The 21,683-nt window shown below is 58.2% G+C and carries 16 protein-coding genes; 7 read left to right on the top strand and 9 right to left on the bottom strand.

Features of this window, described 5'->3' with window-relative positions; genetic code table 11:
• Nucleotides 1-53: 53 nt before the first annotated feature.
• The 6 genes from IB250_RS22080 to IB250_RS22055 all read right to left on the bottom strand — a co-directional run bounded on the left by IB250_RS22080 (nucleotide 54) and on the right by IB250_RS22055 (nucleotide 7,139).
• Complete coding sequence (locus IB250_RS22080; RefSeq protein ID WP_192345577.1) at nucleotides 54-1,313, bottom strand: hypothetical protein; 1,260 nt, start codon at nucleotides 1,311-1,313, stop codon at nucleotides 54-56.
• 49 nt (nucleotides 1,314-1,362) lie between these two features.
• Nucleotides 1,363-1,857, bottom strand: coding sequence for a CS1 type fimbrial major subunit (locus IB250_RS22075; RefSeq protein ID WP_192345576.1), 495 nt, complete (start codon nucleotides 1,855-1,857; stop codon nucleotides 1,363-1,365).
• A 47-nt stretch (nucleotides 1,858-1,904) separates the two neighbouring features.
• Entirely contained in the window at nucleotides 1,905-2,648 is a 744-nt protein-coding gene (locus IB250_RS22070) for a molecular chaperone (protein ID WP_192345575.1), read from the bottom strand.
• A 59-nt stretch (nucleotides 2,649-2,707) separates the two neighbouring features.
• Nucleotides 2,708-3,976 (bottom strand): hypothetical protein, encoded by a 1,269-nt coding sequence (locus IB250_RS22065; RefSeq protein ID WP_192345574.1) that lies wholly within the window; start codon nucleotides 3,974-3,976, stop codon nucleotides 2,708-2,710.
• A 37-nt stretch (nucleotides 3,977-4,013) separates the two neighbouring features.
• Nucleotides 4,014-6,536, bottom strand: a complete 2,523-nt coding sequence (locus tag IB250_RS22060; protein WP_192345573.1) for a CS1-pili formation C-terminal domain-containing protein — start codon at nucleotides 6,534-6,536, stop codon at nucleotides 4,014-4,016.
• Between the two features lie 108 nt (nucleotides 6,537-6,644).
• Complete coding sequence (locus tag IB250_RS22055; protein WP_192345572.1) at nucleotides 6,645-7,139, bottom strand: fimbrial assembly protein; 495 nt, start codon at nucleotides 7,137-7,139, stop codon at nucleotides 6,645-6,647.
• Between the two features lie 512 nt (nucleotides 7,140-7,651).
• Between IB250_RS22055 and IB250_RS22050 the strand changes: the two genes are divergently transcribed.
• Nucleotides 7,652-8,233, top strand: a complete 582-nt coding sequence (locus IB250_RS22050) for a PadR family transcriptional regulator (protein WP_008010671.1) — start codon at nucleotides 7,652-7,654, stop codon at nucleotides 8,231-8,233.
• Nucleotides 8,230-9,027, top strand: coding sequence for a siderophore-interacting protein (locus IB250_RS22045; protein ID WP_192345571.1), 798 nt, complete (start codon nucleotides 8,230-8,232; stop codon nucleotides 9,025-9,027). The genes IB250_RS22050 and IB250_RS22045 overlap by 4 nt, the downstream gene beginning before the upstream one ends.
• 171 nt (nucleotides 9,028-9,198) lie before the next feature.
• On the opposite strand, the gene IB250_RS22040 is transcribed toward IB250_RS22045, so the two are convergent.
• The 3 genes from IB250_RS22040 to IB250_RS22030 form a co-directional block, all read right to left on the bottom strand.
• Entirely contained in the window at nucleotides 9,199-9,849 is a 651-nt protein-coding gene (locus IB250_RS22040) for a Pr6Pr family membrane protein (protein ID WP_192345570.1), read from the bottom strand.
• 2 nt (nucleotides 9,850-9,851) lie between these two features.
• Nucleotides 9,852-10,082: a VF530 family DNA-binding protein gene (locus IB250_RS22035; protein WP_007941719.1), complete on the bottom strand. Its 231-nt coding sequence runs from the start codon at nucleotides 10,080-10,082 to the stop codon at nucleotides 9,852-9,854.
• 161 nt (nucleotides 10,083-10,243) lie between these two features.
• Nucleotides 10,244-11,632 (bottom strand): PLP-dependent aminotransferase family protein, encoded by a 1,389-nt coding sequence (locus IB250_RS22030; RefSeq protein ID WP_063341427.1) that lies wholly within the window; start codon nucleotides 11,630-11,632, stop codon nucleotides 10,244-10,246.
• A gap of 348 nt (nucleotides 11,633-11,980) precedes the next feature.
• Between IB250_RS22030 and IB250_RS22025 the strand changes: the two genes are divergently transcribed.
• From IB250_RS22025 to lon, 5 genes are all read left to right on the top strand, one after another.
• Nucleotides 11,981-13,186 (top strand): benzoate/H(+) symporter BenE family transporter, encoded by a 1,206-nt coding sequence (locus IB250_RS22025; protein ID WP_123500600.1) that lies wholly within the window; start codon nucleotides 11,981-11,983, stop codon nucleotides 13,184-13,186.
• Nucleotides 13,187-13,320: 134 nt separating this feature from the next.
• Entirely contained in the window at nucleotides 13,321-14,559 is a 1,239-nt protein-coding gene (glyA, locus tag IB250_RS22020) for a serine hydroxymethyltransferase (RefSeq protein WP_192345569.1), read from the top strand.
• Nucleotides 14,560-14,803: 244 nt separating this feature from the next.
• Nucleotides 14,804-16,186, top strand: coding sequence for a carbohydrate porin (locus IB250_RS22015; protein ID WP_192345568.1), 1,383 nt, complete (start codon nucleotides 14,804-14,806; stop codon nucleotides 16,184-16,186).
• A 214-nt stretch (nucleotides 16,187-16,400) separates the two neighbouring features.
• Entirely contained in the window at nucleotides 16,401-18,809 is a 2,409-nt protein-coding gene (locus IB250_RS22010; protein ID WP_192345567.1) for a glucose/quinate/shikimate family membrane-bound PQQ-dependent dehydrogenase, read from the top strand.
• A gap of 255 nt (nucleotides 18,810-19,064) precedes the next feature.
• Nucleotides 19,065-21,482: an endopeptidase La gene (lon, locus tag IB250_RS22005; protein WP_192345566.1), complete on the top strand. Its 2,418-nt coding sequence runs from the start codon at nucleotides 19,065-19,067 to the stop codon at nucleotides 21,480-21,482.
• Nucleotides 21,483-21,683: the final 201 nt, after the last annotated feature.

Below are 21,683 nucleotides of genomic sequence, written 5' to 3'. Positions count from 1 at the left end.
CCGGACAACCTGCTTCAAGGCGCAGCACGGCATTTAAACCGAAATGAGTTTATTCAAACTTCCGAATCCCAGATCACCGTAATCGTTCCGTAATACTCGGCGGCAACGCCGGGCTGCAGAATACGCACGGTTTCACTCCTCGGAATTTCGAAATGTAACGTTCCCGCCTGCCGGTCAATATAGTGCCCCGGCTGAAACGATACCGACCAATAACCATTCATCAATCGTTGTTTGTTGACTGGCCGCCCGGAGACCGTCAACCCATCGGGCAAGGTGACGCTCGTTGTAACATTGACCGGAACTCCGAAGTTGTTGCGCAGAAAACAGGAATCCGCACTGAGGCTGTCGCATTCCAACATCATCTTGAATCGCGACGAGGCTGAGATATGGAAAGTCTGATCGCGGAACAGACGCGCTGGTTTTCCTCCACTCTGCAGCCAGGTTTGCCAACCGCCTTCAGGCACCAGCTCAATCTTGTTGCCGCCCGGTGGAATATCGATCTTGAGCGTATGGTTAACATCCAGGGTGAAATTCAATGTCAGGGTGGAGTCGTCGGGGTACATGACATCGCCCATGTCAAAGTCCATTCCCGGACCGATGTTATAGGTCAAGTTACCGGTGTACTGCCCGGCGGACATTTGCAACGGATCGGGTGTACGCAGCTCATAACCGATCTGGACCCTGTCATAAAAGAGGCTGGGAATAGCGTAATTAGCCCTTGCTGCACACTCTCTTGAAGTGGTGGTCATCCAGAAAAAGTTTTTTTGATGCGGGTCGGTGTATATGCCGCTTGTGGCCTGGCAAGGCTTGGGCGGCCCCCAGTCCCAGTCTCCCCACAGGCGGGTATGCCAGCCTTGCACGTTGGTGGGGTCGCCTTCGCCAACCAGGTTTTCTGCAGTATCGGGAAGAATGTAGCGCCCGCCGATCGAGACAATGCGCACCTCGACTTGTGAAGTTTCGGCACTGTCGACCTTCCTGACAGTGAGTCGCCGCCAATCTCCGGGTACCCGAAACATCGCTCCTCTGCGGCTATTTGCATGCTCGGCTTCAATCGGAGCGACGGATCGGAATTCAATCGGGATCAGCAACGAGAACAAGTCTTTGTCCTTGCAGAATTCAGGCTGGCTTTGGCAATACCCGGACATCGGCGTGTCATTGGTGAACTTGTTTTCATGGGGGTTGGCCGGATCCGGCCTGAACGAAGCACTGATGTCCATGGTCGCGCCAATCGCCGATTCAACGGTTAATGCACACAACAACACCCACCCCGCGCTGCTCTGGAGCAGGGTTTTACAAACCTTCACTGATTTCATCTTCGCTCATGACTCCCTGTCATGGATGGAGGACGTTTTTTTAACGGGCTCAGGGCGCCACGGCACTGAACACCAACAGCACGTTGCCGTAGTAACTGCCCGGTTTATAACCTCCAGTGGGGATTGTCGGCTCGATGTCCAACCGCACCCGACTGCCCGCCATGGCCTCCTGTGCCGAGACCACTTGCCGGGGCTGAGCGTCGTGACTCAGCGCCTGACCGTTGAAGCTGACGCGCAGGTATACATTCTCGGCATCGTTGCCGTTGGATAGATAAGGTTCGCTCTCCAGCCGCGCTTCAATCGCGCTGGTGTCGTGCTTGACGTCGAAATACTTGCGCAAACCGCCCAAGGTTGAAGTATGAGGATTCCACGGCAATCTCTGCTCGCGATGAATCCAGTCCGTTTCCGCCGGTATCACGTAAAACGACAGGGTGGGGATGTTCACCGAAATTTCGAACTCATGTTCTTCCCGCGCCGCGAATACCTGGGAGCTCATCAGCGTCGCGGCACTCAACGATGCCGCGAAGGCCCATTGCTTGATCATGTCTGGTACCTGTTCATCAAAGAAAACCGCAGCAACACGGGTCGGTGCTACCGGCTGGCAATGCGCATGGTCTTTTTGGCCTGGCCTTCAATCAGCTGGAAACGATACTCACGACCGGTTTTTTTCTCGAACTGAAAGCTCTTCCCCGCGAGGATGTGGTGCTTGGTGGTCGGCTCGCATTCGGTCTCGACCTTCAGCGAGCAGTTCTTGAACTCATCGACCACCACAACGGTGTTGCCGTTGTTGCGAATGCTGTAAGTGCCCGGACCATCATCGATCACGCTGTCGTAACGGGTGTTTTTCGGCCGCACGAAGAACACCGTGCCAAAACCGGCCATCACGTTGACCCCCGCCGACAGGTTCTTTTTGTAGGTGTCGCGTTCTTCCTCGGAGACGGCGAATTCGTCTTCCTTTTCCGGCACCACGGGCACGAAGCGCACCCGGAAATAGCGTTCGGTGTCACGCTCGCCCATGTACAACAGACGCGAACCTTGCATGCCATTGGCCGGTACGATCAGTCGCGCGGGGCTGGCCATCAATCCGTCGCGGGCGCTGGCATCGGCCTGGTTCTTGACGGGCACTTCGCGGGGCGTGCCATCGGCGTCGTAGATGATTTCCAGAATGTTGACCTTGACGAAAGCCGTGCTGTCGCCGCCATTGAACACCCGTTTCAGGTAGGTACTTTTATCGCCATCCAGATAGTCGTAAACCGTCCCGACATTGATATTGGGCCCCGCCTGAATCGCCAGGGAAAACCCGCCCAGACTTACCAGTGCAAACAGACGCTTCATAACCTTGAACCTCATGACATTGAATACAACGCTGGCTCGATAACTCGATAAACAGCCCATCAGACTTCCGAATCCCAGATCACTGTGGCAGTCCCGACGTAGTCGCCGGCCTCGCCGGGGCGGACCATGAGCTCCACGTAAACGGGGTCAATTTCGAAGTGCAGAACGCCGGGGGCCCGGTCCACATAAAAAGCGGGTTGAAACTGAGGTGGGTTCACATTTCCCGGGGTTAATTGCAGTCGCTTGACCGGCTGCCCGGTAAGGTCCGTCAAGCCGTCAGGCAGGCTGACTCTGATATTCACATTCGCGTTATTCGCGTTGCGCCCCGAAAGGCGATTAATAATCTGGCAGCCCCGAAACCCGACAATGTTGCACTGCAGGATCATTTTGAACCGCGACGACGCCGAAATATTGAAGGTCTGATCCCGGAACAGCCGCACCGGTTTGCGCCCGTTTTGCAGCCAGTTTTGCCAGCCGCCTTCCGGCACCAGTTCGACCTTGTTGCCGCCGGGAGGAATGTCGACTTTGAGGGTGTGCTGTACGTCGAGGCTGAAGTTCAAGCCCAACGTCGAGCTACTCGGCACCATGACATGGCCCATGTCGATATCCGCATCAGGGCCGATGGTGTATTGAATGCTCCCGTTGTACCTGCCCGAAGCCATTTTCAGCGGGTCCGGGGTTCGTAACTGATAAGCGAAGTCAAGATATTCATAACGCAGCCAAGGCACGTTGTACCTCGCATATTTGCTGCAATACCCTCCAGTAGTCGTGGTTTTCCAGAAAAAGAGGTACGAATCCTGGGTGTACCCACTTAACCCGCTTCCCAGACACGGGGCCGGCGCGTAGAGCCAACCGGTTCCCCACAAAAGGTCGTGGGCCTGTGGAAGGGTGACATCCTGGTCGACCAGTTCGAGAACGTTGGGTGACCTGACTCTGGTACCGAACCCCGAAATCCGGACCTGCAGCGTTTGCGGCTCACCGGTTGTTTCGTGAAAAACAGTCAAGGTGCGCCAGGCCACAGGCATCAAAAATGTCGCCCCCTGACGCGGGTCGCTATAGCCGGGCGTAATCGCGCGGTTGGACTCGAATGTAAGCGGCACCCGCAGGCTGAACATTTGCTCATCCCTGCATCTGTCCGGATAAGTGGCGCAGTAACCACTGGGTGGGGTGGTGTTTTCAAACGTGTTTTGCTGCGGTTTCGAAGGGTCCGGTTTGAACATCGCCGTGATGAACACCTCCTCTGCTTCAGCCGAGTGTTGAAAACAGCCGATCAATAATCCGACGATCGAAAGCGCAAGAAACTTGCCGTACCGCCTTTTATGAGCCATGGGTTTATAGTCCGAAAGTTAATGTCTGTAAGCGGCATCAGCCCGCTGTTTCAGGCGCAAACGTTGCATCCGCCAAGGTGTCCGGGCTGCAGCGCAGGTCACCGATCATCAGCACGTCGTTTTCACTGCGGTACTTGCCGGTATCGAGTCGGAACTGGCACAGCAACTGATCGGCGTAACGCACTTGCAGGGTCGGCGAGCCGGCGTTCATTTCCATGGAGAAGAACCCGTCCACTTCACTCACCCCGCGGCTGGCGTGGTTGATCACGTGATGGCCCTTGAGGGGACGGCCTTGTGGGTCGAGCAAACGACCGAGCACGGTCAGGGTTTTCATCACGCGCACCTTGCGGTACTCCACCCCGCCCTTGTTCAGGTGATAACGGGTGCGCGCCGGCTCGATGGTCGCCGCCGGAACGTGATTGCCTTCGAAATCGAAGCTCACCGAACTGTTCTTGTAAGCGGTGATGGGGATGAAATTGCGCCCCGGTCGCAAGGCGGCGCTGCCGCCGCTGAGGTCGTCGGCGCGCAAAGCGATGCCGTCGATATCGGACTCGACATCGACGATCATTCCGGCGCCCCGCCCCTGAGGCTGGCTGGTCATCACCATCTGCTGGGCGCCGATGGCAACCGTGCTGTCCAGGTTCAGGCCACCGGTAAAGTTGCCGTTGTAGGACGAGCGCTGCACAAACCCGTCGCCCCGGATCATATCGGTACTGAAGTTCGCCAGGCTCGACACGCCGACGCCATAGGTGTCGGTGAGTGCCGTCACCGAAACGCTCTGCAATATGTGGTCCTGCAGGTCTTTGCGGTACCCCAGGGAGGCGTTGTTGTCACGGCTGCCGTCGCGCGCGGTGCGCGAACCGATGCTGCCGGATATTTGTTGCCCCGGTGCCCCCAGCGCGACGTTGACGCTCAGGTCGACGCCGCGATTACGATCATTGCCGCTGCTGTAGCTACCGGGACGATCGAACAGCGACAGGCGCCAACTGGCATCGCTGCCAAACAGCTCGCCGCGCTGCGTCCATCCCAGGTCCACGCCAACGCCTTCGACATTGCCTTCGCTGTGGGACACCCGCGCGTTGACCGAGCTTTTGCGACTGATGCGGTGGCTCAGCGCCAGGGATGAATTGCTGGTCTGGCCGGTGAATACATTTTGTTGGCGCACCCGGGTGCCGTCAGGCAGGGTGTCATAGGTGTAAGTGGTGTCGAGCCAGCTGCGGTTATGGCTGACCACCAGGCTGCCAGAGCCATAGTTGTACAAACCTTGCAGATCGACCCCGGTGCCGTGGTCTTCGGTCTGATACACGTTGGCGTAAACGCTGAGGCTGTTGGCCAGGGTCCAATCGATGGAGCTGCCGTATTGCAGTTTTTCGCGTACCTGACGCAACGACAGCCCGAGAATGGCCCTGGGGTGCAGCAGATAGTTGATCGAAGCGCCCGCCGTGGCATCACCACTGGTCTGTTGATCCCAGTTACTGAACAGTTTGCGTTCCTGCCCGGCAAACAGGTTGTAGCGCCAGCGCTCATCGAAGTTGCGCCAGTTGTTCGGCTTGTACACCAGCTCCTGGGTCGTCGAGGTGATTTGACCGTCTTCGATCAGGCGTACTTCCACTTCGTAAATGCCACCGGGCAACGGCCGGGTGTCGAGGGTTTGCAAGCCGGCCGGCACCGATTGGGTATTGATCAGCAAACCGTCGCGGAAAACTTCCACCGAGGCTTGCCGGTTGGCAGTGACGTAGATCGGATAGACGCTCGGTTTCGGGGTGTCGATCGCCAGGCTGTCGGAACTGCCGAACATCATGCCCATCGCAGTATCGGGGCTGGTGCCGAAAGTGCGCGGCTGGCGGGTCAGGCCTTCGGAATTGGGGGTAAAGAAGCCCAGGCGAAAAAAGCTGCCTTGCAATTCACGCTGGGTATGGAGTTCATGAATGGCGTGATAAAGCTTGTCATCGGGCCCACCGAGACGGGCCAGCTGCATGTTGAATGTCTGGCTCCAATTGCCCAGGCTGCCACTGGCTTCCAGGCCAAAACGGCCGCCCAGATCCTGTTCCTGCCCACCATTGAGGTTGAGCTGATTGCGTACGATCAAGCCACTGCTGCCGCCCTCGGGCTGGTCGTAGTAGCGCTTGGCTTCGGTGTCGCGTTCGGCGTTTTCAGTACCGATGGACACCAATGAATTTTGCAGGTTGTAGTGGATCGCCTGCAGTTGTTCCGGACACGTCCCCGTGCAAGCCCCAAGGCTCACACCGGATTTAAGATAAGTGGCCCAACTATCACGTTCAACGGCACTGATATTACTTTCACTGGTATCGGTGAATTCAAGTAGGGTAATACGGTCATCACGAGACAATATAATCATGGCCTCGCCAAGCGGCTGCTGATCAAGTTCCACCCTGACGGCCAGCGGAACATCAAAGAAGTGTTCTTCAAAGTCCGCCGGCAAACCTTTGGCCTGAGACAACAAACTTCTCGGCGTATTAGCAACAGTAGCAGGCGCTGCAAAGGCACTGCTACAAAGCAGCAACGCAAGCGCAGCCGCGATGGGCGTCATCGGGAACATGAACACGTACTCTGGTTACCAATAGATTAAAGCCCGGCCGACAAACAAGCGTGTTTGCCAACCGGTTACGTTACTTAAACAAGTAAGCGTTTACTGCCTTGTCGACACTCATGGAGTGATGGTAGGAGGAACGGCATCGTAAACGACGGCGACAGCGCCGGTGTAATCGCCCGCCGGGTGGTTGGAGCCCACCGCGCTGATGCGGATCGGTGCGCGATAGTTAACATCCGACTCCTGTTCACCGACAACCATTTGCGGCGTATTGGTGAGGGCAATGCCGTTGAACGCTACGACCAGATCAATCGTGTTGGCCCCACCGTAGAGACGTGGTGTCCCTTCTACACTGGCGTGAACCGAACCGTTGTTGTTGCGCACATCGAAAAAGCCGGTAATTGGCGTCAGAGTGGTACCGCCTACGCCTGGGCTCATGTCCTGATCCTTATTGACCAGGTCTGGATCGACAGGAACCACGTAGAAACCGTTTTCCGGAACGGTGGCGATCAGACTGATGGAATGCCGTGCTTCCCCTGCTGCAAAAACCACAGAAGAACTGAGTGCCAGAATGGCCAATGGAGCAGTCATCGCAATTTTTTTGAACATCATCTAATACCTGTCTTTTTATCTAAGGATTGGCTCATTGAAGTCCGAAAGCCTGTGATAGGCCATATAACCGTCAGAGGTTTTGTTGAACTTTCAATGCCGGAAGATCATCAAGCAATCTCTCTTGAAAGTAAGCAGGCAACTTCTGATGAGCGTGTAGCCTAATAGACATGGCAGCAGCGTGAAAAAACCCGATATATTGAAATAATCAAACAGTGACTGTAAGAGACGGACTACAAATCATGCAAAACACGACCCGCCTTACTTGTGCAATACCGTGCAACTTCCGTAAGACAAATACCACACTCCCTGAAATTAAAGGTCAATGTCCATGTATTAGAGAGTTAACACTAATTCTCTGTGATTAACAGGTGCATGAATGTGAATTCCTTTGTGTTTTTTCCTCGTCGGATTGTTTTTTCGACCCGGCACAGAGGCGCCGTTGGTCTGAAGCGCTTGCTCCGGTCTTAAGATATATCTTACGTTGTATCTAAACATGACGAGAGAACGCAAAAATGAGAGACCATCATTCCCCCCACCGTGAACACGGCGACGGCCGCGACGGCTTCGAGAAACGCCCCGGCCCTGGCCGCGAACGTGGTGGGCGCGGCCCACGGGTATTCGCCCCCGGCGACCTGAAATTGCTGCTGCTGGCACTGATCGCCGAGCAGCCGTGCCATGGCTATGACCTTATCCGCCAGATCGAAAGCATGTTCGACGGCGCCTACAGCCCCAGCCCCGGTGTGATCTACCCAACCCTGACCTTCCTTGAAGAAAGCGAAATGATCCTGGGCGATGCCGAAGGCGGAAAAAAACGCTACAGCATCACCGACGCCGGACGTCTGTCTTTAAGTGAACAAGCGATTGCCCTGGACGGCGTGCGCATGCGCATCGAAGTCAGCAAGCGCTCATTGCGCGGCCATGACCGCCCCGCCGAAATTCACGAAGCGGTGCACAACCTGCGCCATGCCTTGCAAATGCACCATGGTCGCTGGAGCCCGGAAGAAATCCTGCGAGTGCGCGACCTGCTCAACAACACCGCCAAGGCCATCGTCGATGGCCCCGCTGTTCAACCTGTTCAGGAGAAAGCCGAATGACTGACGTGATCCTGCAATCCCCATCCCAATCCATTCACCGCGTCATGCATGAGATCAAACGCCGTCGCCTGGAAGTGCTGCGGGTGGTCGACCTGACGCCACGTATGCGCAGGATTACGCTGGGTGGCCCTGAGCTGGCAGGCTTCGTCAGCCTCGGAACGGACGACCATGTAAAACTGCTGTTCCCACAAAATGCCGAGCAAGAGGCAGCGCTGGAAAACCTGGTGCTGGGCGCCGGCAAAGACAACGGCCCGTTGCCCGAAATGCGCGACTACACCCCGCGCCGCTACGACCTCGACACTCTGGAACTGGACATCGATTTCGTGCTGCACGGCGATGGCCCTGCCTCGACGTGGGCCGAGCAGGCCAAAACGGGCCAGTTCCTGCACATCGGGGGGCCACGGGGTTCAATGATCGTGCCGGACATCTTCGACAGCTACCTGCTGATCGGCGACGAAACCGCCCTGCCCGCCATCGCCCGCCGCCTTGAAGGCCTGGCTGCCAATCGGCATGCGCTGGTGATCGTGGAAGTGGAAAACGGCGCCGAACAACAACGCCTGGAAAGCGCCGCCCAGGTCGATGTGATCTGGGTGCTGCGTGAGGGAGGCAAAAACAACCTGCTGACCACCGTGCAACAGATCAAGGTGCCCGATGGCAATCTGTATGCGTGGGTGGCGACTGAGTCCAAAGTGTCGCGGCAGATCCGTCGGGTATTGCTCGATGAGCATGGGCTGGATGAGCAATTCGTCAAAGCGGTCGGCTACTGGCGGCTGGATGACAGTGACGAGGAATAACAGCAATTCATATTGTGGCGAGGAGCTCAGTCATCCCGCGATCCGTAGCAGCTGGCGCAGCCTGCGTTCGGCTGCGAAGCAGTCGTAGAACCTGAGCACTCGATTTACCTGATGCTATACGTTGTCTGACTTTACGACTGCTGCGCAGCCGAACGCAGGCTGCGCCAGCTGCTACAAAGTGCGTGTCGTGTCTCGCCACCGATCCAGCCCGACCACCAACAACGCAATCAGCACAAACCCCGCCAACAATCCCCCTGCATTCACAAACACCTGTGGATAACCCAGCTTGTCCACATCAATGAACGGATAGGGATAAACCGCCAGCAGATGCCCGCGCCATAACGCATAGCCGAAGTACACCAGCGGATAGATCATCCACACCGCAATGTGCCGCAGGCGCAACGTACCTTTGGGCACACAGAACCACCAATAAACCAGAAACAGCAGCGGCATGACGTCATGCATCAGCTCGTCGGCCAGCCATTGCCAGCCTTCGGGATGCCATAAATGACGCAGTAACAGGCTGTACGCCAAACCGACCACGGCGATGCTCACCGCAATTGCACTGCTAACCCACGGCTGTAAAAACCAGCGGCGCGCAGCGGATTCGCGGGACGTCAGTTCACAGGTCAGCACCACCGCCACCAGCGTATTGGTCAGCACAGTGAAAAAGCTGAAAAAACTCACCAGCCCACCCAGCAGACTGGCCGCGATACTCCAGCGGGCATAGAGAATCAGGTACATCTGAATGCTCAAGCCCGCCCAGCCCAGAATTGCCGCCACGGCAACACAACGACGCCTCGCGGTCGAGGGTATGACCATGCTCAGACCGGTCGCTTGGTGCGCATCAGCTTCACGTACAGGCGTTCGACCTTCTCCCGCGCCCATGGGGTTTTGCGCAGGAATGTAAGGCTCGACTTGATGCTCGGGTCACTCTTGAAGCAGCGGATATCGATACGCTCGGCCAGCCCCGACCATTCGTAGTGCTCAACCAGGGCGTTGAGGATTTGCTCCAGCGTCACGCCGTGCAGGGGGTTGGTGTTCTGTTCGGTCATGCCGGGCCTTCGAGCGATGAAAGGATGGGAAGCCGCGCACCTTAGCGGAGGCTTTCGCCCGGTGGAAGGGCTCCGGACAGAGGCTTTCGTCAGATGCTGAATTAACTGTAGGCGAGTTGGCCATCATCTGAGGGGCAAACGTCAGGAGATACTGCCAGGACTCAGTAATAACGACGCGGGTCCGAATCGATCAGACTGGCCAGCTTGGTCAGGGCAAACCTCAATTCGTCCTGGCTGGTGGGCGACATCAACACCAATCGCACGCAGCGGGTAATGCCGCTACGTTCGGCCTGGAACTGGGTGCCACTGAGGACCAGCACACCGTTGGCACGGGCCAGCATGGTGAATTCGTCACTGGTCCAGGGTTCGGGCAACGTCAACCAGACGTGGTAGGAATACGGCTGGGTCTTGAGCTCGAAATTGGCGAAGATTTCCTGAGCAATCGCCTGCCGCCCGGCGGCTTCGTTGCGCTGAATACGGATCAGCTTTTTATCCAACCCCTGCGTGATCACATTACTGGCCAACTGAGCGGTCAATGGCGACGGCATCCAGACGCTGCTGCGTACCATGGAGGTCAGGCGTGACAGCAGTTTCGGCGGGCTATAGAGATAGCCAATCCGCAAGGCCGGCATGACCGACTTCGACAGACTGGTCAGGTACACCGAACGATCCGGGGCAAACGCCGACAGCGGTTTGATCGACGGGTCTGTGGCCAGAAAACCGTAGATGTCATCGTCCAGAATGATGAAGTCGAACTCCTCGGCCAATGCCGCGATCTGCGCCCGACGTTTTTGCGACATGATGGCGGCCGTCGGGTTCTGACAGGTCGCCACGCAGACCAGCATCGCCGGTTTCTCACGCTGGCACAGTTCGCGTAACGCTTCGGGAATGATCCCTTCATCGTCCATTGGCACGCCACGCAGACGTCGTTCCAGCCCATGGGCAAGGGAAATGATGCCGGGATAGCACAGCGCCTCGCAGAGCACCAGATCACCGGCGTTGGTCAGCGCACTCATCGCGACCATCAAACCATGCTGTGCGCCGGCGGTGATCACCACTTGCTGCCATTGCGCATCGGGCAACGAGTGGCGCAGCCATTGCGCGCCCGCCTCGCGATGAGCCGGATGACCGCCATCGGGTGCGTAATCGAGGGCATGGGCAAAATCCGTGCTTTTGGCCATGTCCACCAATGCTCCGCGCAACCAGTATTCCAGGGTTTCGCTGTAAGGCTTGATGATCGAAAGATCCAGTAATTCAGACTGCCCAAGATTCAGCGAGACGGCACTGTTGCTGGCCGGCAATTCCAACTGCTTCTGGTTGAGTACATAAGTGCCACGCCCCACTTCCCCCTGCACCAGACGCCGCCGATGGGCTTCGCTATAGGCACGGCTGATGGTACCGGGCGTGACATTCAGCGTGGTGGCCAGCTCCCGCAGAGTCGGCAGACGATCACCTTCGTTCAGCACGCCGTTGCTGATATCGCGCGCCAACGCGTCGGCAATCGACAAATACATCGGCTGGCTGAACTCGCTTAGCTGAGGAACCCACATGAATGATCACTACCATCGTAGAAATGATGAATATCCGAGCATATCACATGGTGGTTAGGCAACTAATAAATGGACTCAATCAATAAATTGAGTCGATTGATTCGGCGATTTAATCGAAAATCATCTTTCATGAAAAATATTTTTCAACAACAATATTTATTTATAAATCAAATACTTATTTGGAAAAAATCTGAAAAATACCCTTTGATAGCAAAAAAACATCTCGTAACAACCTTCTCGCCTATTGAACCAACTCAATTCATTCAAATACACTCATCTCGAATCGAAGCAATCGACTCAATTTCAATTCTGAATCACCGCGTGCCCGCCACGCCAAGTCGAGACATCATGGACACACTCAGAAAGGATCTATCCCTGTCAGCGGTCATTGCAGGCTTCATCGCCGTGATCATTTCCTATGCCGGCCCGCTGATCATCGTGTTTCAGGCGGCCCGGGAGGCACACCTGCCCAATGATCAAGTGTCGTCCTGGATCTGGGCGATTTCCATCGGCAGCGGCATTACCGGTCTGTTATTGAGCTGGCGTTTGCGGGTTCCGGTGATTACGGCTTGGTCGACACCAGGCGCGGCGTTGCTGGTGTCGATGCTGCCCACGGTCTCCCTGCCCGAGGCCATCGGCGCCTATGTGGTGGCTTCGGTGATTATCGCGGTGGTCGGCCTGTCCGGTGCGTTCGACAAACTGATGAGTCGCCTGCCAAAAGCCATCGCCGCCGCCATGCTCGCCGGCATCCTGTTTCGTTTCGGCGCCGAACTCTTCACCTCGATCAAGCTGCAGCCGAGCCTGGTGCTGTCAATGATCGCGGCGTACCTGATCTTCAAACGCTTTTCACCGCGCTACGCCATCCTGTCGGTATTGATTGTCGGCTGCGCCGTGGCCGCCTCGTTCGGTGAACTCAACACAGGTTCGATCACCATCGATGTCGCCCACCCGATCTTTATCGCCCCGCAGTGGAGCTGGCACGCGATCATCAATATCGGCCTGCCGCTGGCCCTCGTCACCCTGACCGGGCAGTACGTGCCGGGCATGGCGGTGTTGCGCACCTCGGGCTACAACACCCCCGCGCGCTCGATCATTTCGGTCACGGCCATCGGTTCAGTTTTGATGGCGCCCTTCGGCTCCCATGGCTTTAACCTTGCGGCCATCACCGCCGCTATCTGCACCGGCCGCGAAGCCCATGAAGATCGCGACAAACGTTACATCGCCGGGATCGCCTGCGGGGTGTTCTACATTCTGATGGGCACCTTCGGCGCGACTCTGGCTTCGGTGTTTTCTGCCTTGCCCAAAGAGCTGATCGCCTCGCTCGCCGGCCTGGCCCTGTTCGGGGCGATCAGCGCCGGGCTGACCGGCGCCATGGCTGACGAGAAACAACGTGAAGCGGCGCTGATCACCTTCCTGGTCACCGCCTCGGGCATGAGTTTCCTGGGGCTGGCCGCTGCATTCTGGGGGCTGATCTTCGGGCTCGTGGCACATTTCGTACTGACCTACACCCGAGAAAGCAAGGCCAGCACCGTGGCCGAGGGCAGCCGACCATGACCGCTCGTTACGACTTCATCGAGGTCGGCGGCGCAATAGTCTCAAGGGCATGCGCGCGGTAACGGCCAGCGAGGGCTGTTGCCGTATCACGCACCAGCCCCCTTGGCCGAAGCACTTATTGAAAGGAAGACTCCATGAGCCTGAAGAATTTAGACCCAACCCTCGCTCGCCTGATCGGCCGCGAACGCAACCGCCAGGAAACCCATCTGGAACTGATCGCCTCGGAAAACTACGTCAGCGAAGAAGTGCTGGAAGCCCAAGGTTCGGTGCTGACCAATAAGTACGCCGAAGGCTACCCGGGCAAGCGCTATTACGGCGGCTGCAAGGTGGTCGACGAGATCGAAAGCCTCGCCATCGAACGTGCCTGCAAACTGTTTGGCAGCGAATATGCCAACGTCCAGCCGCACTCCGGTTCCCAGGCCAATCAGGCCGTGTTCCTCGCCGTGCTCAACCTTGGCGACACGATTCTGGGAATGTCCCTGGCCGATGGCGGCCACTTGACCCATGGCGCCTCGGTAAACTTCTCCGGCAAGTTCTACAACGCGTACTCTTACGGCCTGGAAAAACACAGCGAAACCCTCGACTACGCCGAGATGGAAGCCCTGGCCCGGGAACACCGGCCGAAAATGATCATTGCCGGTGCCTCGGCGTATTCCAGAACCATCGACTTCCAGCGTTTTCGCAAAATATGCGATGAAATCGGGGCATACCTGATGGTCGACATGGCGCACTACGCCGGACTCATCGCAGCCGGCCTGTACCCCTCGCCGGTCGGCATTGCCGACTTCGTCACCTCGACCACTCATAAAACGCTGCGCGGCCCACGGGGCGGTCTGATTCTGGCTAAACGCGAACATGCGGCGTTGCTCGACAAGACGATATTCCCGGTCTATCAGGGTGGACCTCTGATGCACGTCATCGCCGCCAAGGCCGTAGCGTTCAACGAAGCCCACGGTAATGAGTTCAAGCACTATCAGCAACGCGTCATCGACAACGCCAGGACCATGGCGAACATCCTTACTCGACGGGGCGTGCGGGTGGTGTCAGGTGGCACCGATTGCCACATGTTCCTGCTCGATCTGCGCACGAAGAACATCACCGGAAAAGATGCCGAGGCGTTGCTCGAGAGCGCCCACATCACCTTGAACAAGAACGCGATCCCCGACGATCCGCAAAAACCTGCGATCACCAGCGGCATTCGCATTGGCACACCCGCCCTGACCACGCGGGGCTTTGGCGAAGCCGAGTGTGCCGAAGTGGCCAACCTGATTGCCGACCTGCTTGAGCAACCGACCAATGCGGCGCTGCTGGACAATGTCCGTCGACGGGTGATGCATTTGTGTGAGTGTTTCCCGGTCTATCTGATGAATTAACGGCACTGAAACATAAGGGGGCGGACGCTTGAGTCCGCCTTTTTTTTGGCACCACCTGGCACTGCGGCGACCGGTCGCAACCGACTGTTACGAAATCCGAAAGGATCCATGTCAGTAAAAGCCCTTTCTCTATGTGTAACAGAACATTATCCTTACGCCCGTCCAGCTGAAACGCTTCTCCCCTGCTTCATTCCTGCTGCGTTCAGTTCACCCCCTTTAGAAAAAGACCAAGAATTTCTTCTCTATGCCTGATTTTCATACTCCGCGAGACAGCGCTGTCTTATCCCCTGTGGCCAATCGAAAAGCCCTCATCCTGATTGGCGGATTCACCGCGTTGGGTCTCGCCACCTGCATCCAGGCTGCGCCGGCCTTCGATAGCGATTCACCGTGGATGCTCGGTGACTGGAACGGCACGCGCACCGAACTTTCGGAAAAGGGCTACGACTTCAAGGTCGATTACACCGGTGAAATGGGCAGCAACCTGCACGGCGGCTATGACCATGACCGCACCGCTCGCTACAGCGACCAGTTCGGCTTTGGCACTCATCTGGACTTGCAGAAAATTCTCGGCTGGGACGACGCCGAATTTCAGCTGACCATCACCGAGCGCAACGGCAACAACATCAGCAACGACCGGATCAACGATCCGCGGGTCGGCGGTTTCACCTCGGCTCAGGAAGTCTGGGGCCGCGGCCAGACCTGGCGCCTGACGCAGATGTGGTATCAGCAGAAATTCTTCGATCAGAAGCTCGACATCAAGGTTGGTCGCTTCGGCGAGGGCGAAGACTTCAACAGCTTCCCCTGCGACTTCCAGAACCTGGCGTTCTGCGGTTCCCAGGTCGGCAACTGGGTGGGCGACATCTGGTACAACTGGCCGGTCAGCCAGTGGGCGATGCGCGTCAAATATCACCTGACGCCGCAGTTGTACGCGCAGGTCGGGGCTTACGAGCAAAACCCGTCCAACCTTGATCGCGATAATGGTTTCAAGCTCAGCGGCAGCGGCACACAGGGCGCGATCCTGCCGGTGGAGCTGGTCTGGACTCCGAAATTCAATGGCCTGCCGGGTGAATACCGTGCCGGTTACTACTACAGCAACGCCACGGCCACCGACGTCTACAAGGACAGCAACGGCCAGCCAGCAGCCCTGACTGGCGAGGCTTATCGCAGCGCATCGAGCAAGCACGGCGTATGGCTCGGTATTCAGCAGCAGCTGACCAGCCGCGCCAGTGACCACTCTCGGGGCCTGAGCGTGTTCGCCAATGGCACGATGCACGACAAGAAAACCAACGCCATCGATAACTACGTCCAGGCCGGCGTCGTCTACAAAGGCTTGTTCGATGCCCGCGCCAGGGACGACATCGGTTTTGCCCTGGCCCGTGTCCACGTCAACCCGGCCTTTCGCAAGAACGCCGAGGCTACCAATCAGGCCCGCGCCGTCTTCGACTACGACGACCCATCGTTCCTGCCACCGCAAGACACCGAATACAGCAGCGAGCTCTATTACGGCGTGCACGTCACGAACTGGCTGACCGTGCGCCCGAACCTGCAATACATCCGCCACCCCGGTGGCGTGGACAAGGTCGATGACGCGCTGATTGGCGGGATCAAGATCCAGTCGTCGTTCTAACTAACGGCACAAAACCTGTGGGAGCGGGCTTGCTCGCGAAAGCGGTCTATCAGGCAACCAGGATGTTGAATGTGATGGCCTCTTCGCGAGCAAGCCCGCTCCCACAAGGACCGCATCAACCGAACACTTTGTTTCTATGAACCCTGCCCGCGCCAGATCGTCATCTACAGTGAACTTGCGCGGGCTTACTTAAAACGTCACGGAGAACCACACTATGAGCGCTGATGGTGCTTTCAGTCGAAGCCGTCTGCTGCCGAGCCTGCTCGGTATCGTGCTTCTACTAATGGGCCTGGCCTTGCTGGCCGGGGGGATCAAGCTGAGCATGCTCGGCGGCTCGCTGTATTACCTGCTGGCCGGTATCGGCCTGATGCTGACCGGTGGGCTGCTGCTTGCCGATCGTTATGCAGCGCTGAGCCTGTACGCGGTGGTGCTGTTCGCCAGTACGGTCTGGGCACTGTGGGAAGTCGGCCTGGACTGGTGGCAACTGGTGCCACGTCTGGCGCTGCTCTTTGCCCTCGGTATCGTCATGCTGCTGCCATGGTTCCGTCGCCCATTGCGTACCGGCGAGTTCAACCCGGTCGGCACCGGCGTGCTGAGCGCTGCCGTGGTCATCGCCGGTATCGCCGCGCTGGCCAGCCTGTTCACCAACCCCGGTGAAATCAAAGGCGAACTGGATCGTGACGCCGTGCCTGGCATGAGCAACACCGCCCCGGCCATGCCCGATGGCGACTGGAACTCTTACGGCCGCAGCGCCCATGGCGATCGCTACTCGCCTCTGGCGCAGATCACGCCGCAGAACGTCAACAAACTGGTGCCCGCCTGGACCTACCGCACCGGCGACCTGCCTGGCCCGAACGACCCGGGCGAAACCACCGCCGAAAACACCCCGCTCAAAGCCAACGGCATGCTCTATGTCTGCACGCCGCACAGCCAGGTGATCGCGCTGGACCCGGACACCGGCAAGGAACTCTGGCGTTTCGATCCGAAGCTCTCCACGCAGAACGCGGCGAACTTCAAGGGTTGGGCGCACATGACCTGCCGTGGCGTGACCTATCACGATGACGCCGCCTATGCTTCCGAGCAGAGCCCGACCGGCACTGCCAACGCGCCAGTGGCCAGCGTCTGCCCGCGCCGGATCTTCCTGCCGACCGCCGACACCCGCCTGATCGCCCTGAACGCCGACACCGGCAAAATGTGCGAAGACTTCGGCAACGGTGGCCAGGTTGACCTGACGACCAACATCGGTGAATTCACCGCCGGCGGTTATTACTCCACCTCTCCACCGGCGGTCACCAAAGACCTGGTGGTGATTGGCGGCCACGTGACCGACAACGTTTCCATCGACGAACCAAGCGGCGTGATCCGCGCATTCGACGTGCACACCGGCAAACTGGTGTGGAACTGGGACAGCGGCAACCCGGACGACACCACGCCGATTGCCGAAGGCAAGGTCTACACCCGCAACTCGCCGAACATGTGGTCCATCTTCAGCGTCGACGAAAAACTCGGCATGATCTACCTGCCGATGGGCAACCAGACCCCGGATCAGTTCGGTGGCGCACGCACCCCTGAATCGGAACTGCACGCCGCCGGCCTGACCGCGCTGGACATCGCCACCGGCAAGGTGCGCTGGCACTTCCAGTTCACCCACCATGACCTGTGGGACATGGACGTCGGCGGCCAGCCAACCCTGATGGACCTGAAAACCGCAGACGGTGTGAAACCAGCGGTGCTCGCGTCCACCAAGCAAGGCAGCATCTACGTGCTGGACCGCAGCAATGGTCAGCCGATCGTGCCGATCAAGGAAATTCCGGTGCCGCAAGGCGCAGTGGAAGGCGACCACACTTCGCCGACTCAACCGATGTCCGACCTGAACTTCGTGCCGCCGACTCTCAAGGAACGCGACATGTGGGGCGTGACCCCGTTCGATCAGATGCTGTGCCGGATCGACTTCAAATCCCTGCGCTACGACGGCATGTTCACTCCGCCATCGCTGCAAGGCTCGATCGTTTATCCCGGTAACTTCGGCGTGTTCGATTGGGGCGGCATCTCGGTTGACCCGGTGCGTCAGATTGCTTTCGTGAACCCCAGCTACATGGCGTTCAAATCGAAACTGATCCCGGCCGCCGAAATCGCCAAACAAGGCCCTCGCGTCAGCGAAACCGAAGGCGTGCAGCCCAACAAAGGCGCGCCATACGGGGTGATCCTCGAAGCCCTGCTGTCGCCAATGGGCCTGCCGTGCCAGGCACCGGCATGGGGTTACGTGGCGGCGGTCGACTTGACCACCAACAAAACCATCTGGATGCACAAGAACGGCACCGTGCGCGACAGCTCGCCGGTTCCAATTCCTCTGAGCATGGGCGTACCGAGCCTGGGCGGGACCTTCACCACCGCTGGTGGCGTAGCCTTCCTGAGCGGCACCCTCGACCAGTACCTGCGCGCCTACGACGTGAAAAACGGCAAGCAACTGTGGGAAGGCCGCCTGCCAGCAGGCGCGCAAACCACACCGATGACCTACACCGGCAAAGACGGCAAGCAATACGTGCTCGTTGTTGCGGGCGGTCACGGATCGCTGGGCACCAAACAGGGTGACTATGTGATTGCGTACAAACTGTCGGAATAAGCGGTAGCGGCAGTAAAGCAAAGGCGACTCCTGAGAGGGGGTCGCCTTTTTTGTGCTCGATTGTTTCAGGTCACCCATCCCCCTGTAGGAGCTGCCGAAGGTTGCGATCTTTTGATCTTGATTTTCAGCAGTCTGGAAAGACGCGCCTGTGGGCGCTGTCAAAACCCTGAACACACACGCTGAAATATCCAGGCCCATTGAAACCACCCCCCACCTGCCCCATCTAAGACCCATACCCCATTGCGCAGGTGCCCCATGACCGACCAGCAAGAATTCCCCGAAGACACGAGCGAATACGCCGAAACAGACAACGTCGAACACCACTCCACCGGCAAAGGCCTCGCCCTGCCTGGCCAGAACCTGCCGGACAAGGTCTACATCATCCCGATCCACAACCGGCCTTTCTTCCCGGCGCAAGTATTGCCGGTGATCGTCAACGAAGAACCGTGGGCCGAAACCCTCGAACTGGTCAGCCAATCCGATCACCACTCCCTGGCCCTGTTCTTCATGGACACTCCCCAGGAAGACCCGCGCCACTTCGACACCAAAGCCCTGCCGGAATACGGCACCCTGGTCAAAGTCCACCACGCCAGTCGCGAAAACGGCAAACTGCAATTCGTCGCCCAAGGTCTGAGCCGGGTGCGCATCAAAGCTTGGCTCAAACACCATCGCCCACCGTACCTGGTGGAAGTCGAATACCCGCACCAGCCCACTGAGCCGACTGATGAGGTCAAGGCCTACGGCATGGCGCTGATCAACGCGATCAAGGAACTGCTGCCGCTCAACCCGCTGTACAGCGAAGAGCTGAAAAACTACCTCAACCGCTTCAGCCCCAACGACCCGTCACCGTTGACCGACTTCGCCGCCGCCCTGACCTCGGCCACTGGCAGCGAGCTGCAAGAAGTGCTCGACTGCGTGCCGATGCTCAAGCGCATGGAAAAAGTCCTGCCGATGCTGCGCAAGGAAGTCGAAGTCGCGCGCCTGCAGAAAGAAATCTCTGCCGAAGTGAACCGCAAGATCGGCGAGCATCAGCGCGAGTTCTTCCTCAAGGAACAACTCAAGGTCATCCAGCAAGAGCTGGGCCTGACCAAGGATGATCGCAGCGCCGACATCGAGCAGTTCGAGCAACGTCTGACGGGCAAGGTGTTGCCACCTCAGGCGCAGAAACGCATCGAGGAGGAAATGAACAAGCTGTCGGTCCTCGAGACCGGTTCACCGGAATACGCGGTGACCCGTAACTACCTCGACTGGGCGACCTCAGTGCCATGGGGCGTGTACGGCGAGGACAAACTCGACCTCAAACACGCGCGCAAGGTGCTGGACAAACACCACGCCGGCCTTGATGACATCAAGGACCGCATCCTCGAATTTCTCGCGGTCGGCGCCTATAAAGGCGAGATCAGCGGCTCCATCGTGTTGCTGGTGGGCCCGCCGGGCGTGGGCAAGACCAGCGTCGGCAAGTCCATCGCCGAAACCCTGGGCCGGCCGTTCTATCGCTTCAGCGTCGGCGGCATGCGCGACGAAGCCGAGATCAAGGGCCACCGTCGCACTTACATCGGTGCGCAACCGGGCAAACTGGTCCACGCGTTGAAAGACGTCGAAGTGATGAACCCGGTGATCATGCTCGACGAGATCGACAAAATGGGCCAGAGCTACCAGGGCGACCCCGCCTCGGCGCTGCTGGAAACCCTCGATCCGGAACAGAACGTCGAATTCCTCGACCACTACCTGGATTTGCGCCTGGACCTGTCGAAAGTGCTGTTCGTCTGCACCGCCAACACCCTGGATTCGATTCCCGGCCCGTTGCTGGACCGGATGGAAGTGATTCGCCTGTCGGGTTACATCACCGAAGAAAAAGTCGCGATCGCCAAACGTCACCTGTGGCCGAAACAGCTTGAGAAAGCGGGCGTGTCCAAGGGTAGCCTGAGCATCAGCGACAACGCATTGAAAGCCTTGATCGACGGCTACGCCCGTGAAGCCGGGGTGCGCCAGCTGGAAAAAAACCTCGGCAAACTGGTGCGCAAAGCCGTGATGAAGCTGATCGACGAACCGAAAGCGGTGATCAAGCTCGGGCCGAAAGACCTGGAAGCCTCACTCGGCCGACCGGTGTTCCGCAACGAACAAGTGCTGTCCGGCATCGGCGTGATCACCGGGCTGGCCTGGACCAGCATGGGCGGCGCGACCCTGCCGATCGAAGCCACGCGCATTCACACCCTCAACCGTGGCTTCAAACTCACCGGGCAACTGGGGGAAGTGATGAAAGAGTCGGCAGAAATTGCATACAGCTACGTCAGCTCCCATCTGAAGCAATTTGGCGGTGATCCGACGTTCTTCGACGAAGCCTTCGTTCACCTCCACGTACCGGAAGGCGCCACGCCGAAAGACGGCCCGAGCGCCGGCGTGACCATGGCCAGCGCCCTGCTGTCCCTGGCCCGCAACCAGCCACCGAAAAAAGGCGTGGCCATGACCGGCGAACTGACCCTGACCGGGCATGTGCTGCCGATTGGCGGGGTGCGCGAGAAGGTGATTGCAGCGCGGCGGCAGAAGATTTTCGAGTTGATCCTGCCCGAGCCTAATCGTGGAAGCTTTGAAGAACTGCCGGACTATCTGAAGGAAGGGATTACCGTGCATTTTGCCAAGCGCTTTGCGGATGTGGCGAAGATTCTGTTCTAACCCCCGTAACTGATCGTTCCCACGCTCTGCGTGGGAATGCCGCCCGGGACGCTCCGCGTCCCTTCACCAGCGTGACGCAGAGCGTCACAGGATGCATTCCCACGCAGAGCGTGGGAACGATCATCTCCCGCAACGCCGTCACACTTTGTCTCATCTTCAGTTATGCTCGCCGTTCGTCGTGAATGCCGGAGCCGCTGACTA

Origin of the sequence: Pseudomonas sp. PDM09 (assembly GCF_014852305.1) — a bacterium.
GTDB lineage: Bacteria > Pseudomonadota > Gammaproteobacteria > Pseudomonadales > Pseudomonadaceae > Aquipseudomonas.
The sequence above is the reverse complement of the archived record's forward strand: the minus strand, read 5'-3'. Positions and strand labels throughout refer to the sequence as shown.

Excerpts from the sequence above, each read along its gene's own strand:
- IB250_RS22080 (WP_192345577.1), bottom strand. The coding sequence starts at position 1,313 with ATGAAATCAGTGAAGGTTTGTAAAACCCTGCTCCAGAGCAGCGCGGGG.
- IB250_RS22075 (WP_192345576.1), bottom strand. The coding sequence starts at position 1,857 with ATGATCAAGCAATGGGCCTTCGCGGCATCGTTGAGTGCCGCGACGCTG.
- IB250_RS22070 (WP_192345575.1), bottom strand. The coding sequence starts at position 2,648 with ATGAAGCGTCTGTTTGCACTGGTAAGTCTGGGCGGGTTTTCCCTGGCG.
- IB250_RS22065 (WP_192345574.1), bottom strand. The coding sequence starts at position 3,976 with ATGGCTCATAAAAGGCGGTACGGCAAGTTTCTTGCGCTTTCGATCGTC.
- IB250_RS22060 (WP_192345573.1), bottom strand. The coding sequence starts at position 6,536 with ATGTTCCCGATGACGCCCATCGCGGCTGCGCTTGCGTTGCTGCTTTGT.
- IB250_RS22055 (WP_192345572.1), bottom strand. The coding sequence starts at position 7,139 with ATGATGTTCAAAAAAATTGCGATGACTGCTCCATTGGCCATTCTGGCA.
- IB250_RS22050 (WP_008010671.1), top strand. The coding sequence starts at position 7,652 with ATGAGAGACCATCATTCCCCCCACCGTGAACACGGCGACGGCCGCGAC.
- IB250_RS22045 (WP_192345571.1), top strand. The coding sequence starts at position 8,230 with ATGACTGACGTGATCCTGCAATCCCCATCCCAATCCATTCACCGCGTC.
- IB250_RS22040 (WP_192345570.1), bottom strand. The coding sequence starts at position 9,849 with ATGGTCATACCCTCGACCGCGAGGCGTCGTTGTGTTGCCGTGGCGGCA.
- IB250_RS22035 (WP_007941719.1), bottom strand. The coding sequence starts at position 10,082 with ATGACCGAACAGAACACCAACCCCCTGCACGGCGTGACGCTGGAGCAA.
- IB250_RS22030 (WP_063341427.1), bottom strand. The coding sequence starts at position 11,632 with ATGTGGGTTCCTCAGCTAAGCGAGTTCAGCCAGCCGATGTATTTGTCG.
- IB250_RS22025 (WP_123500600.1), top strand. The coding sequence starts at position 11,981 with ATGGACACACTCAGAAAGGATCTATCCCTGTCAGCGGTCATTGCAGGC.
- glyA (WP_192345569.1), top strand. The coding sequence starts at position 13,321 with ATGAGCCTGAAGAATTTAGACCCAACCCTCGCTCGCCTGATCGGCCGC.
- IB250_RS22015 (WP_192345568.1), top strand. The coding sequence starts at position 14,804 with ATGCCTGATTTTCATACTCCGCGAGACAGCGCTGTCTTATCCCCTGTG.
- IB250_RS22010 (WP_192345567.1), top strand. The coding sequence starts at position 16,401 with ATGAGCGCTGATGGTGCTTTCAGTCGAAGCCGTCTGCTGCCGAGCCTG.
- lon (WP_192345566.1), top strand. The coding sequence starts at position 19,065 with ATGACCGACCAGCAAGAATTCCCCGAAGACACGAGCGAATACGCCGAA.